11 protein-coding genes are annotated in these 15,630 nt (G+C 55.9%); 6 read left to right on the top strand and 5 right to left on the bottom strand.

Annotated features, from left to right (window positions below):
- The first annotated feature begins 62 nt into the window (after positions 1-62).
- Entirely contained in the window at positions 63-644 is a 582-nt protein-coding gene (locus G403_RS21905; protein WP_036232256.1) for a DUF2889 domain-containing protein, read from the top strand.
- Between the two features lie 41 nt (positions 645-685).
- Complete coding sequence (locus G403_RS0102420) at positions 686-1,231, top strand: hydrolase (RefSeq protein ID WP_027852578.1); 546 nt, start codon at positions 686-688, stop codon at positions 1,229-1,231.
- A 46-nt stretch (positions 1,232-1,277) separates the two neighbouring features.
- On the opposite strand, the gene G403_RS0102415 is transcribed toward G403_RS0102420, so the two are convergent.
- Both G403_RS0102415 and G403_RS0102410 read right to left on the bottom strand, forming a co-directional pair.
- Positions 1,278-2,687, bottom strand: coding sequence for a hypothetical protein (locus G403_RS0102415; RefSeq protein ID WP_027852577.1), 1,410 nt, complete (start codon positions 2,685-2,687; stop codon positions 1,278-1,280).
- 231 nt (positions 2,688-2,918) lie between these two features.
- The gene (locus tag G403_RS0102410; RefSeq protein ID WP_027852576.1) at positions 2,919-4,547 is read right to left on the bottom strand and encodes an acyl-CoA synthetase; all 1,629 of its coding nucleotides are present in this window, start codon (positions 4,545-4,547) and stop codon (positions 2,919-2,921) included.
- 232 nt (positions 4,548-4,779) lie between these two features.
- Here G403_RS0102410 and G403_RS21900 point away from each other — a divergent pair, with 232 nt between their 5' ends.
- Both G403_RS21900 and G403_RS0102400 read left to right on the top strand, forming a co-directional pair.
- Positions 4,780-7,641 (top strand): cache domain-containing protein, encoded by a 2,862-nt coding sequence (locus G403_RS21900; RefSeq protein ID WP_084403898.1) that lies wholly within the window; start codon positions 4,780-4,782, stop codon positions 7,639-7,641.
- A gap of 2 nt (positions 7,642-7,643) precedes the next feature.
- Positions 7,644-8,360 carry a response regulator transcription factor gene (locus G403_RS0102400; RefSeq protein WP_245578184.1) on the top strand — a complete coding sequence of 239 codons (717 nt, stop codon included), beginning with the start codon at positions 7,644-7,646 and terminating at the stop codon, positions 8,358-8,360.
- Between the two features lie 3 nt (positions 8,361-8,363).
- Here the strand turns inward: G403_RS0102400 and dsbD are convergent, their stop codons facing one another.
- The gene (gene dsbD / locus G403_RS0102395; protein ID WP_156899629.1) at positions 8,364-10,190 is read right to left on the bottom strand and encodes a protein-disulfide reductase DsbD; all 1,827 of its coding nucleotides are present in this window, start codon (positions 10,188-10,190) and stop codon (positions 8,364-8,366) included.
- A 352-nt stretch (positions 10,191-10,542) separates the two neighbouring features.
- On the opposite strand from dsbD, the gene G403_RS0102390 reads away from it, so the two are divergent.
- On the top strand, positions 10,543-11,610 hold the full coding sequence (locus G403_RS0102390) for a 3-deoxy-7-phosphoheptulonate synthase (protein WP_027852573.1): 1,068 nt from the start codon (positions 10,543-10,545) through the stop codon (positions 11,608-11,610).
- Positions 11,611-11,692: 82 nt separating this feature from the next.
- Positions 11,693-12,580 carry a DMT family transporter gene (locus G403_RS0102385; RefSeq protein WP_027852572.1) on the top strand — a complete coding sequence of 296 codons (888 nt, stop codon included), beginning with the start codon at positions 11,693-11,695 and terminating at the stop codon, positions 12,578-12,580.
- A 284-nt stretch (positions 12,581-12,864) separates the two neighbouring features.
- On the opposite strand, the gene G403_RS0102380 is transcribed toward G403_RS0102385, so the two are convergent.
- Together G403_RS0102380 and prpF are read right to left on the bottom strand one after the other, a co-directional pair.
- Positions 12,865-14,235: a diguanylate cyclase domain-containing protein gene (locus G403_RS0102380; protein ID WP_027852571.1), complete on the bottom strand. Its 1,371-nt coding sequence runs from the start codon at positions 14,233-14,235 to the stop codon at positions 12,865-12,867.
- Positions 14,236-14,415: 180 nt separating this feature from the next.
- Positions 14,416-15,594 (bottom strand): 2-methylaconitate cis-trans isomerase PrpF, encoded by a 1,179-nt coding sequence (gene prpF / locus G403_RS0102375; RefSeq protein WP_027852570.1) that lies wholly within the window; start codon positions 15,592-15,594, stop codon positions 14,416-14,418.
- Positions 15,595-15,630: the final 36 nt, after the last annotated feature.

Here is a 15,630-nt window from a genome sequence, read left to right as displayed (position 1 = left end):
TGCAGTTAAGAGCAATTTTCTGGCATACTTGACTGCTTTAGAGTGTCTTTGCAGGAGCCAGTATGCCACTTTCCACACCCCAGGTTGAACGTGAGCTTTCCCACACGCGCCGGGTCACTTGCCGCGGTTTTAAGCGTAAAGACGGGCTGTGGGATATTGAAGCGCATCTGACCGATATCAAAAGCTACGATATGGAACTGAGCGAGCGCCCCAACGGCATGATTCCGGCCGGTGAGCCGCTTCATGAAATGGCAATCCGTATCACTGTGGACCTGGATCTGAATATTCTGGAAGCGGAAGCCGTGATGGATTACACCCCCTTTCGGCTGTGCCCTTCGATCGCTTCAGTATTCAGCAAACTCAAAGGACTGCAGATCGCTCCCGGCTTTACCCGCAAAACCCGCGATCTGTTCGGTGGCGTCCAGGGCTGTACTCATCTGCTTGAACTACTGGGCCCGCTTGCAACCACTGCCTTTCAGGCAACTCACCATGAACGGCAGCATATGGAGGACTGGCACACCGGCAGCGGAAGCAATGCCCCGCCCATGCTCAACAGCTGCCACGCTTTCGCAGAGGATTCTGACGTGGTAAAAGAGCATTGGCCCAGCCATTACAAACCCTCCTCACCCACAGGTGAAGAGTAATCTGTACAGCCATACGCCGATAAACACGGAGTGCAGACGATATGCTGATTCATCCTGATCGTTCGTGCCTTCTGGTCATCGATATTCAAGAACGCCTGGCACCCGCTATCGATCAGAGCGAAAGCCTTGTCAGTAACTGCTGCTGGCTGCTCGATGTGGCTAACCGACTGCATATTCCCGTCATCGCCACTGAGCAGTATCCACGCGGTTTAGGCGCAACGGCTGAAGCCATCGCCTCCCGGATTCCGGCGGAGCAGATTTTCGAAAAGATTCATTTTTCTGCGGTTAATGACCCATCATCCGGCAGTGCCCTCGTAGCGCTCAAGCCGGATCAAGTGATCATTATCGGTATGGAATCCCATGTCTGTGTACTGCAAAGCGCCATGGAGCTGAAACAGCAGGCTCGGGAAGTCTTTGTCGTAGAGGACTGTGTGGGTTCCCGGACCGCGGCTGATAAAGCTGCAGCGCTGACAAGAATGCGCCAGTGCGGGATTCAGGTGGTAACCCGTGAAATGGTAGCTTTCGAATGGCTGCGCAAAGCCGGGGATGACCGTTTTCGCAACATCAGCCGCGAATTTTTGCGCTGATCTGAATACGCCTGCCGGTCAGTCCGACAGGCGCAATTCCGTCTTCCTAAGCGGTCTCCGTCCGCTCTTTTTCGGATGATTTCTCATCCGCAAAGATCACCTCGTCGTCCGGGTCATGCTTACCAAACAGCTTGGGACGCTCGATCAGGAAATAGAGCACCAGACCGATAACCACCGCATAGACAGTGGACTTGGGATCGGGCATCGCAAGCGTAACCGCAACGATCCCCGCCACACCGCGTTCGGTCGGATTCTTAAGCTGCTCCATACCCACCATGACACAGATGTAGGCAGTCAGAATCAGTGTCAGCGACAGCGCAATCGGTAATACGGGCTTGAACAGGGTCACCAGCGGCAGAATAAACAGTGCCACAAGCCCGGTCAGCCAGAACGTACCGCCACCACTGTAAATAGAATCCATCGCTTTGCGGCCCATGGCATAGCGTTCCGCCACTGTGGCGTGTGCCGCGGTCCAAAGCGGTCCTGCCAGCCCCGGCCAGGGTGCGAAAAAAGCGTGCAACAGGTTGCGTAGCGCGGTAACCAGATGAACGCGATCCACACTGCTGTCGATTTTTTCATCTTCTCGCAGATGGTCAATACGCTTAACCAGAGTAAAACCGACGATGATGTCACCAAAGGCAATAACGTAGGCGATTATTGCAGTCGGTATGGCAAGCAGGAATACATCCCACCCCGGGAAGCCGATACTGAAAGTCAGGTAATGCCACATCAGCGCGAAATCGGGCTGTGTGATACCCCACTGGATATCTGGCATTGCGTATTCACCCGTGCCCCAACCAATCAACATGGCAATCACCATGCCCGGCACCATACCGAAGTTTGCGATGCGCTTGGCCAGTGGACTGGCGTTAACCACATTCTTGAACGAGAGAGAGAACAGGATATACGCGGACACAATGGCCCCGATCAGTAGCGATATGGGCGTAGCGTCCACGCGCCCCCCGGTTTTCAGCTCACCCATCAGCGCCGCAATACCGGCACCAATGATAATACCCGCCTTCAGAGAGTTGGGAATAATATCGACAAGCTTGGAGCCCAGCCGGGTAACGCCCAGAATGAGGAATATCAGAGTAACCTCAATTTGCAGGGCAAACATCGCCTTGATCGCCTCGGGCCCGGGTTCAAACCCTTTTAAATAGAGCAGTACCACCGGAATCGCCGGAGTAATCCAGCCGGGGACCAGCGGCACGCCCAGCAGAGCGGGAAGGATATAGCCCAGACCTGCGACAAAAGTAAATGCCAGTGCGGCTTCGTAGGGCATCCCCAGGTAGTTTTCCAGCAGCGGGATCATTGCCAGACCGACCACAAACATGATCAGGCCCTGAATGATCTCCGGGGTTTCCAGCCGGTAATGGACGAGAGGTAGTCTGACTTTGAACGGCCCGAGCGGCCAATACGGCTGCTCTGCACCGTATTCTCGGTTAACGATCGACATATCGGTTTCCTTTATTCTTGTGTAATACCTGCAAATACGTGGAATGCAGGCAGTTGTACTTTGGGGTGTGTACCCGGCCAGTAAACAACCGAAATGCGTCGAGAGTTTTTCCCAATTACAACCAAATGTAACGGCGCAGAACAAAAAAATGGCGCCATGTAAAGCGCCTAAAAAAGCCAGGAAAGAGGGGTCTCCTCCGGCTAGGGTGTGGAACGGAGCACCACAGTTAAATCAAAGCTCCCGGGTACGGTTTCTGAGCATGAACTTCTGAATTTTACCGGTGGAGGTTTTAGGCAAATCACCAAAGATGATCGTCTTCGGCACTTTGAAATGCGCCATGTTTTCTCGGCAGAATGCGATGATCTCCTCCTCGGTCACTTCACCTTTCGCGGTGATAAACGCGCAGGGCGTTTCACCCCATTTTTCATCAGGACGTGCAACCACAGCCGCTTCACTGACCATTGGGTGCCGATAGAGAATATCCTCTACTTCAATGCTGGAAATATTTTCACCACCGGAAATAATCACATCCTTTGATCGATCCTTGATCTCCACATAGCCGTCTGGATGACAGACGGCCAAATCCCCGGAGTGAAACCAGCCCCCGTCGAAAGACTCCTCAGTCGCGGTCGGATTTTTCAGATAGCCACGCATCACCAGATTACCGCGCATCATGATCTCACCGATGGTTTTCCCATCGGCAGGCACTGGCTCCAGCGTCACAGGATCGGCCACTACCAGCCCTTCAAGCATTGGTGCCTTGACCCCCTGGCGGGACTTAAGGCGAGCACGCTCGGTCAGGCTCAGTTCATCCCACTCATTCTTCCACGCGCAAACCACACTGGGCCCGTAGGTTTCCGTCAGGCCGTACACATGGGTTACCGAAAAGCCCAGCGACTCCATTCCTTCGATAACCGACGCAGGCGGCGCGGCTCCTGCGGTCATCACACGCACGTTCTGTTCGATCCCGGCCTTGAGTTCATCAGGTGCGCCGTTCAGCATATTAAGCACAATCGGGGCACCACAGAAATGATCGACCCGCTCACGACGAATCAGCTCGTAGATAGGTTCAACACGGACCTGGCGCAGACATACGTTGGTACCACTGACCGCCGCCACGGCCCAGGGGAAGCACCACCCATTGCAATGGAACATGGGCAACGTCCAGAGATAAACCGGCTTGTCGGTCATACCCCAGGACACGATATTACTCAGCGCATTCAGGTACGCGCCACGGTGGTGGTAGACCACGCCTTTCGGGTTGCCGGTGGTGCCGGATGTGTAGTTCAGCGAGATCGCCTTCCATTCGTCTTCCGGTGGCTGATACTGAAACTGCTCATCACCTTTTTCCAGCAACGCGTCATAGGTCATCTGCCCTATCAGCTTGCCGCCCTCAAACTGAGGATCATCGATATCGATAACGATGGGGTGCCGGGACATCAGTCGCAACGCGCGCGCAACCACGGTGGAGAACTCGCGGTCCACCAGCAATACACGCGTCTCTGCATGCTCCATGATAAAAGCAACAGCTTCGGGATCGAGTCGTGTATTGATACTGTTCAGCACCGCTCCACTCATGGGAACGGCAAAGTGTGCTTCGTAGTGTTCAGGTATATTGGGTGCGATGATCGATACGGTATCACCTGCAGACACGCCCAGACGCTGAAGCGCGCTCGCCAGACGCTTACAGCGACTCCAGGTCTCCAGCCAGGAACGGCGCACATTTCCATGAATAACCGCGGTTCGATCCGGGTACACCGCAGCCGAACGTTCCAGGAAGCTAACCGGAGTCAGGGTCGCGTAGTTGGCGTGGTTACGATCGAGCTGCTGGTCGAAGATATTCGTGACAGTTGCAGACATATGAAGAATCCTCGTTATTGTTATCTCTGCAGACGGGGTAGGCCCGACAGCGGGTATCGGACTCAGGCGACACTAGTTCACGAGTTTTTCGACACTTTTGCGCAAATCTAACGAAATGTAACAGCGCTCTCCGATCTGACCCGAACTGGGGTAACATGGGGACACAGGTTCTGGCTGACCCAGCGGGGATATCTACCCGTGATACAACGATAATGACGCAGTGGAACTCACCGTGCTCACCTCACACCTCACGCATCGCTTCCTGTTCGGCATTTTTGGCATCATCGTAGCGATTATCGCCGCGTTCTATCTCTATTCTGTCCCGCTGATCAAAAGCAATGTGTTCGAAATCGAGCGAAATGCCAGTCGTATAGCCCTGAACAACGTCTTTGAGCTGGCCAGTAAAATGCACAACAGCTCGCTGGAATACCGGGAGCAGGTCCTCAACGCACACCGACAGCGCCTCACCACAGTGGTGGAAACCGCCCTCTTTTTCTTCGAAAAGCAGTATCAACTGGCCCGCACCGGCGGCATGAGCGATCAGCGCGCCCGCGAACACGCGTTCTCTCAGATGCGCGAGTTAAGCTACGGGGGCGACGGTTATATCTGGGTGGCTGACGAAAACTACACACTGGTCTCCCACCCGGACGATACCTATCAGGGCCGCAATGCATCAGAGTTGGTCGATGAGCAGGGCGAGCCCATTATTCCCGATGTGATCCGGGCCGCGATGCGAGACGGGGAAGGTTTCTATAACTACCGCTGGAACCGCTTGTACGAGGAGCGCAAGCTTGAGAAATTTTCCTATGTGAAATACGTACCCGACTGGCACTTCACCATCGGCTCCGGGGTTTACATCGATGATATAGAGCGTGAAGTGGAGGCTCGACGCCAGCAGGCGCTGAGCGAACTGCGCGAGGCCTTTGCCGAGATCAAGATCGCCGAGACCGGCTACCTCTTCATATTCGACAGCAGTGGCCGAATGCTGGTCCACCCCAACCCGAATATCGACGGCGAAGTCTTTCGCAGCCTAAAAAATCCGGTCACCGGCAACACCATTATGGCTGACCTGATCTCCGTGGCGGACAGTGGTCGGGAGCTCTACTACAAATGGGACCGACCGACAGACCCCGGCCGCTATCGGTACGAAAAAGTCTCTCTGGTACGGTACCTGCCCGGCTTTGACTGGTACATCTGCTCCTCGGTTTACCTGGAGGAGCTGCAAGCGGGATCCCGGGTGCTGACGGATCGCATTCTTGTTATTGCCACCATCGCGTTGCTAGCCGCATGCCTGCTGGCGCTGGTGTTCGTGAACTTCGTTACCCGGCCGATCCGGCGGCTCTCGGAAACAGCGCACCGTATCAGCAGCGGCCAACTGGACGTGACAACCGAGATATCCCGCGATGATGAGATCGGTGTGCTGGCCCGGGCCTTCGACCGCATGGTCGACCGCCTGCGGCAGAATATCACCCAGCTTGACGTTAAAGTGAGCGAGCGGACCGAAGAGCTGGATCAGCGCAACCGTCAACTGAGCCAGGCGATGCAGGAGATCAGTCAGACAAGTCAGAACCTGCGGCTGATGGAAGAGCGCCAGCGACTGATCCTTGATGCACTCCCCGCGCAGATCGCTTACATCGATCACAACAAACGCTATGTGTTCGTTAACGAGGGTTACGCCACAGCTTTCGGGCGGAGTAAGGAACGGATTATCGGACGTCACCTCGAAGAGATCGTCGGCGCTCGAATGTACACGGATATCGAGACTCAAGTAGAAAATGCGCTATCCGGTATCGCCAGCACCTTTGAATACCCGTTAACCGTCGACGGTGAACGGCGAATCACCAAACGCACACTGATCCCATTCGCGCCGGAGTCAGGCCAGGTGCTTGGGTTAATCAATCTGTCATTGGACATCACCGCCGAGCGGGAGGGAGAGCGCCGACTTCAAGCCGCTCAAAAAATGCACACAGTCGGACAGCTTGCCGGCGGTTTGTCTCATGATTTCAACAACTTACTATCAATACTTCAAGGTAATTTAATAGCGCTCAAGGATGATCCGGACACCCCCGAGGAACTCTTCAGGTATATCGAGCCGGCGATACGCGCAACCCACCGGGGCGCCGATATCACCCGCCGACTGCTGGCATTCGCCCGTCGCCAACCTCTCTCACCAACCCGCATCGACCTGCCCTCACTGACGGGAGAGTGCCGCGCCCTGATCGGCAGCTCTCTTCCAAGCGACATTCAACTGGATATAAAGATGGCGGATGATATCTGGCAGCCGATTGTGGACGCCGGCCAACTGGAAGATGCTTTAGTGAACCTCACTTTTAACGCCCGCGCGGCAATGAAACAGGGAGGGCAACTGGAGATCGCACTTGCCAACCGGCACATTGATGAAACGTTGATTCTGGATGAACAGGTTAAGCCCGGCGATTACGTCGAACTCAATGTCTGTGATACAGGCCCCGGTTTCACGCAGGAAGCGATGGAACGCGCCTTCGAGCCCTTTTTTACGACCCATGAGAAGGAAAACTCCTCCGGCCTGGGGCTTAGCATGGTCTACGGTTTTGTTAAGCAAAGTCAGGGATATATTGCGCTGTCCAATCGCACGACGGGAGGCGCCTGTATCACGCTGTTACTGCCGGCAGATCCAAATCGATACAGTCCAGAGGCGCCTAAACAGACGGAAGGCCCAACAGCTCATGACCCGGGGCTGGTGCTGGTCCTCGACGATGATCGCGACGTACGCGCTGTCATTCGCGGCCAACTGCTGGCGCTGGGCTACCAGGTCATCGAGTGCTCTACACCCGAGGAGGCCCTTGAGCTGGTATCGACCCTGCCGGAAATCGATGGACTGGTGAGTGATATTGTCATGCCCGGCAGCTTGTCCGGTTACGATGTCGCCGCCAGATTTCGCCAAGCCCGGCCTGACGCTGCCATCGTGCTGGTCAGCGGCTTTACGCCGGCCAATCGGCAAGGAGCGTCCCCCTACCCCCTGCTGCGAAAGCCCTTTACCCAGCAGGCCCTCGGTCAGCTACTGGCCTCACCCCAGGCCCGCAAAGCGTCTGATCACCAACAACAAGAGAAATAACGGTGCGGAAAAAACTGATTTATATCGTCGATGACGAAGCGGATATCTGTAACCTGATCACAAACCAGCTGGAAAAACACGGCTACGAAACACGCAGTTTTCAAACCGGCTCACACATGCTTCAGGCGCTGAGCAGACGGCAACCTGACCTGTGTGTCATCGATCTTGGGCTGCCCGATATGGACGGCATCGCTATTGTCAGGCAGCTCTGCGATGAGCCGGGCCTGGGCGTGATTATCATCTCCGGCCGGGATAGCACCAGTGACCGGGTACTGGGCCTTGAGTTCGGTGCTGATGACTACTTGATCAAACCCTTTGATCCCAGGGAGCTGGTCGCGCGGGTCAACAGCCTGTTCCGACGCTTTGGGCATATAGAAACCGCGGCCAGCCAGGACCTGAGCAGCCGTCGCGCACGCTTTGCAGGGTGGGAGTATGATCCGAACACGCTGACCCTTCGGACGCTAAATCAACAACGCAACGAAACACTCTCGGCCGCGGAGGCCGGCCTGCTGCAGCTGTTGTTACGCTCGCCCAAACAGATCCTGTCGCGCGACCAGCTGCTGCAGGGCTACGCAGATCCCTTTGACCGCAGTATCGACGTGCGGATGTCCCGGATTCGCAAAAAGATCGAGGATGACCCACGCGCCCCGAAAATCATCAAGACGGTTTATGGCGCGGGTTATATCCTCACCGTCGATGTAAACTGGGTCGATAGCTAACCGTTACAGTGACGCGATGGTCGACAGGAACCGCTCCGGCTCGATGACACCCACCATTGTCATCTCAGGACGTTCCTGGCCGTTGATATCATGAAACAGCAACACGGGAGGACCAAAGACCTGATAACGTCTGTTCAGTGCCTTGGAATCCTCATCATTAGCAGTCACATCAACCTTGATCAGCTTGAATGAGGCAAGCCGCTCCTGCACACCGGGGTCGGCAAAGGTCACGTACTCGAGCTCAATACAGCTGACACACCAGTCCGCATAAAAATCCAGCATCACCGGCTGGCCATCACGCCTGGCCTGAGCCAGTAACGGCTCGAGTTGAGACAGACGGGTAACCGTGACGAAGTCCAGCGAAGTGCGCGCATTGCCCTGTTTAACATCTACGGCTGCCCCATTGGCAGCGAGTCCCTGCAACGGATAAACCAGGCTGCGACCGCCCGCCAAAACGCCAATTAAGAGCGCGGCGCCATAGACCAACAGAACCAGCCCAACGCCTTTCCAGAGACGGTGCCAACCACCGGCATGATCTCCCAGACGTTCAAAAACATTGAGATAAACGGCGCTCACCACCAGAATGATCCCAGCAAGCGCCATACTGACCTGGGTCGGGACAACTCGATCGAGCATCCAGACCGCCATCAGTAACAGGACGACACCGAAGGCTGCTTTGACGCCCTCCATCCAAGCACCTGCCCGAGGCAGCAGTCGGCCGGCGGAAGCGCCGACCACCAGCAGAGGCACCCCCATACCCAGTGACAAGACGAACAAGGCCAGGCCTCCAAGCACCGGGTCTCCGGCCTGCCCAATGTAGATCAATGCACCCGCCAACGGTGCGGCCATACAAGGCCCTACAATCAGTGCCGACAGCACACCCATGACGGCCACGCCCGACAGGGAGCCGCCTTTCTGGTGGGCGCTTGCTTCAGTTACACGGGTTTGCAGCCAGCGAGGCATCTGCAGTTCGTAGAAACCAAACATGGACAGCGCGAGCGCCACAAACAGGCCTGCGAATACGGCGATAACCCAGACATTCTGCAGTGCTGCCTGCACGTTTGCGCCAAACAAACCCACCACGATTCCCGCCAGGGTATAGGTCAGCGCCATCGCCAGGACATACACCAGTGAAAGCATAAAAGCTCTGGGTGTGGTCATTCGATGACCATGACCGACGATGATACCCGACAGAATAGGAATCATCGGGAAAACACAGGGCGTCAGAGAGAGTGCAAGTCCCGCCAGAAAGAATGCGCCAAGCACCACCCAAAGTGACGCCCCTCGCAGCAACTCGGCGAACTGATCCTGCTCACTGGTGCCCGCTGACTTTGGCGGCATAGCACCGCTCTCGCCGGCCCCTGCGTCATCCCACTGCAGACCTGCGCTGGACGACAACCCGGCCAGCGCCAATGTTTCAGTAACCGGCGGGTAGCAAATCCCCCCTTCCCAGCATCCCTGATAGGTTACTTCGATTTCCCCGCTATCGCGTCCATCGGTGGATCCAATCAGCAGATTAAGCCGTGCTTCGTCGTAGTACACCTCCACCTGGCCAAACAGGGGATCATCTTTTGTGACCGACGGCGCGGCACGGCGATCAACAAGCGAGAGCCCTTCCCCCGGCACGACGCTGATCTTATCCAGGTAGAGGTAATAGTCAGGCTGGATCTGCCAAACCAGGTCGACACGGCCGCTGCCGACCTGCTCCACTCTCACCTGGTAGGCTTCACTGACCGGCAACGGTCCGTCCTTTTTGTTCGACAGCGAGTCCAGCAAATTCGCGTGCGCACTCGTCACTGACACCAGACAGAGAAATACACAGAAAACCAACGAGAAAAAGCGACGATTCAAGTAAATGAGATGCGAAAGCGGGTACAAAGGAAACTCCTAACTAACAACCGGCGCAGCTATGACCCCGGCTACACCCAGGGGTTCACTGTGCGGCGGTAACCGATCACGTACCGGGCACCGAGTTTATCATGCCCGCCATCCGTTGTTCGCATTCCGCTGCCAGCTTGTGATTTCGATCACACGATTAATCCAAGGTACAACTGTCTAACTGCCCCCTGTCTGTGGTAAAAAGTGGGTCCCCGGCAGCAGCCGGGCCCGATTTTTGAAAACGCGGCGTACGCCCGAAGCGAACCGGTCCGTGTTTTCTCCAGTTTGCCGTCAGGACAGGAAGATGACCGATAAACGCGTAGAAGACTTAAATATCGAATCCAACACGCCGTTGGTGACTCCGGATCAACTCAAGGAAAAGCTGCCCATCGGTGACAAGGCCGCTCAAACGGTCATGGAAGGTCGCCGGGTGATTCGCGATATTCTGGACCATAAGGATAAGCGCCTCGCCGTGGTAGTCGGCCCCTGTTCGATTCATGACCCGGAAGCGGCGCTTGAGTATGGCCGCCGACTCAAGGTTCTGGCGGATGAGGTGAAGGACAGCCTCTACCTGGTCATGCGCGTCTATTTTGAGAAGCCCCGTACGACGGTAGGCTGGAAAGGTTTGATCAACGACCCGCACATGAATGACTCCTTCGACATCGAAGAAGGATTACATATTGCGCGTAAGCTATTGATTGATCTGTCTGAAATAGGTCTCCCGCTGGCGACGGAAGCGCTCGATCCAATCTCGCCGCAGTATATCCAGGACCTGATCGCCTGGTCCGCGATCGGTGCCCGCACGACCGAGTCACAGACACACCGTGAGATGTCCTCGGGCCTTTCCTGTGCGGTCGGCTTCAAGAACGGCACCGACGGCGGGCTCGACGTGGCCGTTAACGCCATGAAGTCGGTCAGTCATCCTCACAGCTTCCTGGGTATCGATTCTCAGGGTCAGGTTTCCATCGTTAAAACCCGCGGTAACAGTTACGGCCACGTCGTTCTGCGCGGAGGCAACGGCAAGCCCAACTATGATTCGGTCAGCGTCAGACTGTGTGAGCAGGCGCTTGAAAAGGCGGGCCTTAACAGCAACATCATGATTGACTGCAGTCATGCCAATTCGAGCAAAGATCCGGCACTGCAGCCGCTGGTGGCCGAGAATGCTGCCAACCAGATCGTGGAAGGTAATCGGTCAATCATGGGGCTGATGATCGAGAGCAATCTGGAATGGGGTAATCAATCCATTCCGGAAAAGCTGGAAGATCTTAAGTACGGTGTATCGATCACCGACGCCTGCATCGACTGGAAAACGACCGAAAGCTGCTTGCGGGAAATCAGCGAGAAACTCGCCGACGTGCTGCCTAAACGCTAATACCTCCGGCGCCGGTGCGGTCGCGCCGGCGCTATCCGCACCGCCCTGCCGTTCCCTCACACACAGGACTCAGGAAGGGCCCATGTCTTTACTTCAAGAACGCCGTGATGGGATCACGTTCGCCACGTTAGGCGTCCTGGTTCTCAGTTTTGATGCACTTTTGGTGCGACTGGCTGCCGCCGATGGCGCCGATATCGGCTTCTGGCGCGGCGCACTGATCATGGTTTCGGCCGGAACGATCTGTGTGTTCCGCCGTCGACATATTCGCTGGCCGGACACACGCGCCTTATGGATCGCCGCGATCGCTGCATCCGCACTTTACGGTGTCAACTCCGCGCTTTTTGTCTTCTCAATCAATAACACGCATGTCGCGAACACGGTTGTTATCCTGGCCAGCTCACCGCTGTTTGCTGCGGCCATTTCCTGGTTGTTATTTCGCGAGCAGACGCCGAAACGAACGTTGTTCGCGATCCTAACCGCAATACTGGGTGTGGTCATCGTGTTCTCTGCCTCACTGGGGCAGGCCGGCCAGTTGGGTGACCTGCTCGCGCTTCTCCTGGCCGTTTGCATGGCTGCGGCGCTGACGCTTTTACGCCGCGTACCCCAGCTGCCTCGTCTGCCGCTGGTAGCCGGCTCCGGGGTCGCGACCGCGTTGATGTGCCTGCCGTTTGCCGAGCCGCTGTCGCTGAGCGGCACCAGCTATAGCTGGCTGGCACTGATGGGGCTGGTGCAGATGCCGCTGGCAACCCTGCTCATTTTCAGCGCCACGCGCCACCTGCCATCGGCTGAGGTGAGTTTGTTTTTATTGATCGAGACGATTCTGGGGCCGATTTGGGTCTGGTGGGCACTGGGTGAAGCACTGCCTGGCCCCACGATTCTGGGTGGGGCCCTTATTACCGGGGCGATTGCAGTAAACGCTGTGCTTTCACTGCGTAGCCAGTCTCGCCTGAAACGACAATTTAAAAGATGACACTGCGCTTACATAGTTGAAATAATTTCAACAACTAGCTTAAAAAGCATCGTTTGTGCGAAAAACCATTCAACTTTAGGATAACAACTATTCCGAGAGAGCGTGCATCCGGTCGTTGTTGTTGGGGTACACACGCTGATGTAAGGATTTGATCCCACGCTCTCGTCGGTTTTTTTGCTTTTCCTTGCGTTATCTCTAGTTATCTTAGTGCCGCACAAATGTGCGGCATTTTTTTGTCTGTAATTCCGAAGCGCCCGCTTCAATCCACCTCTAGCGAGCGTTGTTCAGGCAGTACCCTTTATCTCGGCCTTGCGGGCATACATTCGATCATCAGCCAGCATGATTAGGCGATCGAGAGAGTCGGCATCATCGGGGAAGATGGCAAAGCCCACTGACGCGGAAATTGACACACTGTTACCCTGATACTCGGTTGCCATCGCCAGCACCTGCTCTATCTTATCCGCCACCGCCTGAGCTGCGGATTCGGTATTGACCGCCGGTTGCAATACCATAAATTCATCCCCGCCGGTCCTGGCCACGGTATCCGATGCCCTGACCAGTTTCTGCAGCCTGCGCCCTACTTCGCGCAGCACAGTATCACCTGCTGCATGGCCGTAGTGATCATTGACCGGTTTGAAATCGTTCAGGTCAATAAAATAGAGCGCAAACTTGATGCCTGTACGCTGATTCAACCCCGTGAGCTGAGAGATACGCTCGATCATCAGACGCCGGTTGGGTAGCCCGGTCAAAGCATCATGCATCGCCTCGCCGTGACTGCTGTGATACAGCCGTACGAGGATCACCAACAACGTCACCAGAACGATAAGGAATGAATAGGCAACCAAACGCACAAGGTGCTTGCCCATCCAGAACGGCGTGGAGGAGCTATCGGGCTTTGCCCCCATAACCCATTGGCCGCCGGGAAAGTCGACGGTCAGGGTTACAATGCTTTTATCAAGCGTTTCCTGATCCCCAAACACCATCTCGCCGTTAAGACCCCGGCCATCCTTACCGACTATAGAGATGCGATAGCCTTCCACGATTGGTGCCAATCCCGCGCTGGCAAACAGGGACTCTGCATCGATCACCACAGAGGCAAGGCCCCAATACCTGGAGGGGGCTGTTGGTTCCGAGCGCGCGTAAATCGGCGTTCTGGCGATCAACCCTAAACCACCCTGAACAAGCTGAACCGGTCCGGCCAATACGAGCTCGCCTTTATCGATGGCCCGTTTTACCGCCGGCCACTGCTGAACATTGGCTTCGTAGTCCAGGCCAATGGCGTTCTCATTTCCGTGAATCGGGTAGACGAAACGGATGACATTATCGGGCGCCAGGCCGATATTGCGAACATGAGCACTGGAACGCACGATCTCCGCAGCGAGCGGCCTCCACTGCTCCGGAGTGCTATAGGGCTGCACCGTGACATAGCTGATCAAACCACTGCTGAGGAAAAGCACCGAATTGACTTCGCTCTCCAGACGCGCACGTAATTGCGAGATAACACCCATTGCCTCGGTGCGTTGCAGTTGATATGTGCGGTCGGCAACCATTTTCTGCACATATTCAGTGATAAATATGCCGACCAGAACGACGAACGCGATCGCCAGGTAAGGCAACAAGCGGCGTTTGGAGAAATCGCTTTGGTGATTGATCATTGGCCCCTAAGACTCCATGGGCTGTACAAGCCTCTATCTTAACGCCTGATCGTTTATGCTCAACAAAAAAGCCCGCTTTCGCGGGCCAATGCCGTACCGAACAGGCTGACAGGAGGCCTTTCGGCGGGCGAACGGGCCCAAATTTCAGGGTCCGCTAATTTGATCCGTTATTAAACCAGATCAGAACGCATCGCCGGGGACACGTACCCAGCCTTCCATCAAAACACGGGCGCTACGGCTCATAATCGCCTTGGTCACAACCCATTCACCGTTCTGCTGTACAGCCTCAGCACCCACCCTCAACGTCCCGGAGGGGTGTCCGAAACGGACGAAGTTTCTTTCACCACCGCCGGCTGCCAGATTGACCAGGGTTCCTGGCACAACGGCTGCCGCACTGATCGCAACCGCGGCCGTACCCATCATGGCGTGATGAAGTTTACCCATGGACAGGGCGCGCACCACCAGGTCAATCTCGTCGGCCTTAACCGCTTTCCCACTGGACGAGGTATAGTCGGTCGCCCTGTTGACGAAGGCGATCTTCGGCGTGTGCTGTCGACCCGCCGCCTCTTCAACGTCCTTGATCAAACCCATCCGAATCGCCCCATGGGCGCGAATGGTCTCGAACTTCGCCAGCGCCTGGGTATCGTTGTTAATGGCGTCCTGCAGTTCGGTCCCGGTATAGCCGATATCTTCCGCATTAAGAAAGATCGTTGGGATACCGGCGTTAATCATGGTGGCCTTGAGCGTACCCACGCCCGGCACTTCCAGATCATCCACCAGGTTTCCGGTGGGGAACATGGAGCCCTCGCCATCGGCCGGATCCATAAACTCGATCTGGACCTCGGCCGCCGGGAAGGTCACGCCGTCCAACTCAAAATCACCGGTCTCCTGCACTTCACCGTTTGTGATCGGCACACGCGCAATGATGGTTTTTTCGATATTGACCTGCCAGATACGCACGGTGGCAATGCCGTTTTCCGGTACCAGGGATGAATCAACCAGTCCCTTACTGATGGCGAAGGCACCCACGGCCGCCGTCAGATTGCCGCAGTTACCACTCCAATCCACGAACGGCTTATCGATGGATACCTGGCCAAACAGGTAATTCACATCATGATCGGGACTGTCGCTTTTCGACAGGATCACGGTCTTACTGGTGGACGATGTCGCCCCACCCATTCCGTCAATCTGCTTGCCGTAAGGATCTGGACTTCCGATAACCCGCAGCAGTAGCGCATCACGGGCCGGCCCCGGCACCCGGCAGGATTCAGGTAACTCTTCAAGGCTGAAGAACACACCTTTACTGGTACCGCCACGAATATAGGTGGCCGGTACTTTAATCTGGGGAACACTGGACATAAGAATGCTCCGAATATGGGGGAGGCCCGGCCCTAT

This window comes from Marinobacterium litorale DSM 23545, from assembly GCF_000428985.1.
Lineage (GTDB): Bacteria > Pseudomonadota > Gammaproteobacteria > Pseudomonadales > Balneatricaceae > Marinobacterium_D > Marinobacterium_D litorale.
This window is presented reverse-complemented; position numbering and strand designations above follow the sequence as displayed.

Coding starts and splice junctions, on each gene's coding strand:
- G403_RS21905 (WP_036232256.1), top strand. CDS start 63: ATGCCACTTTCCACACCCCAGGTTGAACGTGAGCTTTCCCACACGCGC.
- G403_RS0102420 (WP_027852578.1), top strand. CDS start 686: ATGCTGATTCATCCTGATCGTTCGTGCCTTCTGGTCATCGATATTCAA.
- G403_RS0102415 (WP_027852577.1), bottom strand. CDS start 2,687: ATGTCGATCGTTAACCGAGAATACGGTGCAGAGCAGCCGTATTGGCCG.
- G403_RS0102410 (WP_027852576.1), bottom strand. CDS start 4,547: ATGTCTGCAACTGTCACGAATATCTTCGACCAGCAGCTCGATCGTAAC.
- G403_RS0102390 (WP_027852573.1), top strand. CDS start 10,543: ATGACCGATAAACGCGTAGAAGACTTAAATATCGAATCCAACACGCCG.
- G403_RS0102385 (WP_027852572.1), top strand. CDS start 11,693: ATGTCTTTACTTCAAGAACGCCGTGATGGGATCACGTTCGCCACGTTA.
- G403_RS0102380 (WP_027852571.1), bottom strand. CDS start 14,235: ATGATCAATCACCAAAGCGATTTCTCCAAACGCCGCTTGTTGCCTTAC.
- prpF (WP_027852570.1), bottom strand. CDS start 15,594: ATGTCCAGTGTTCCCCAGATTAAAGTACCGGCCACCTATATTCGTGGC.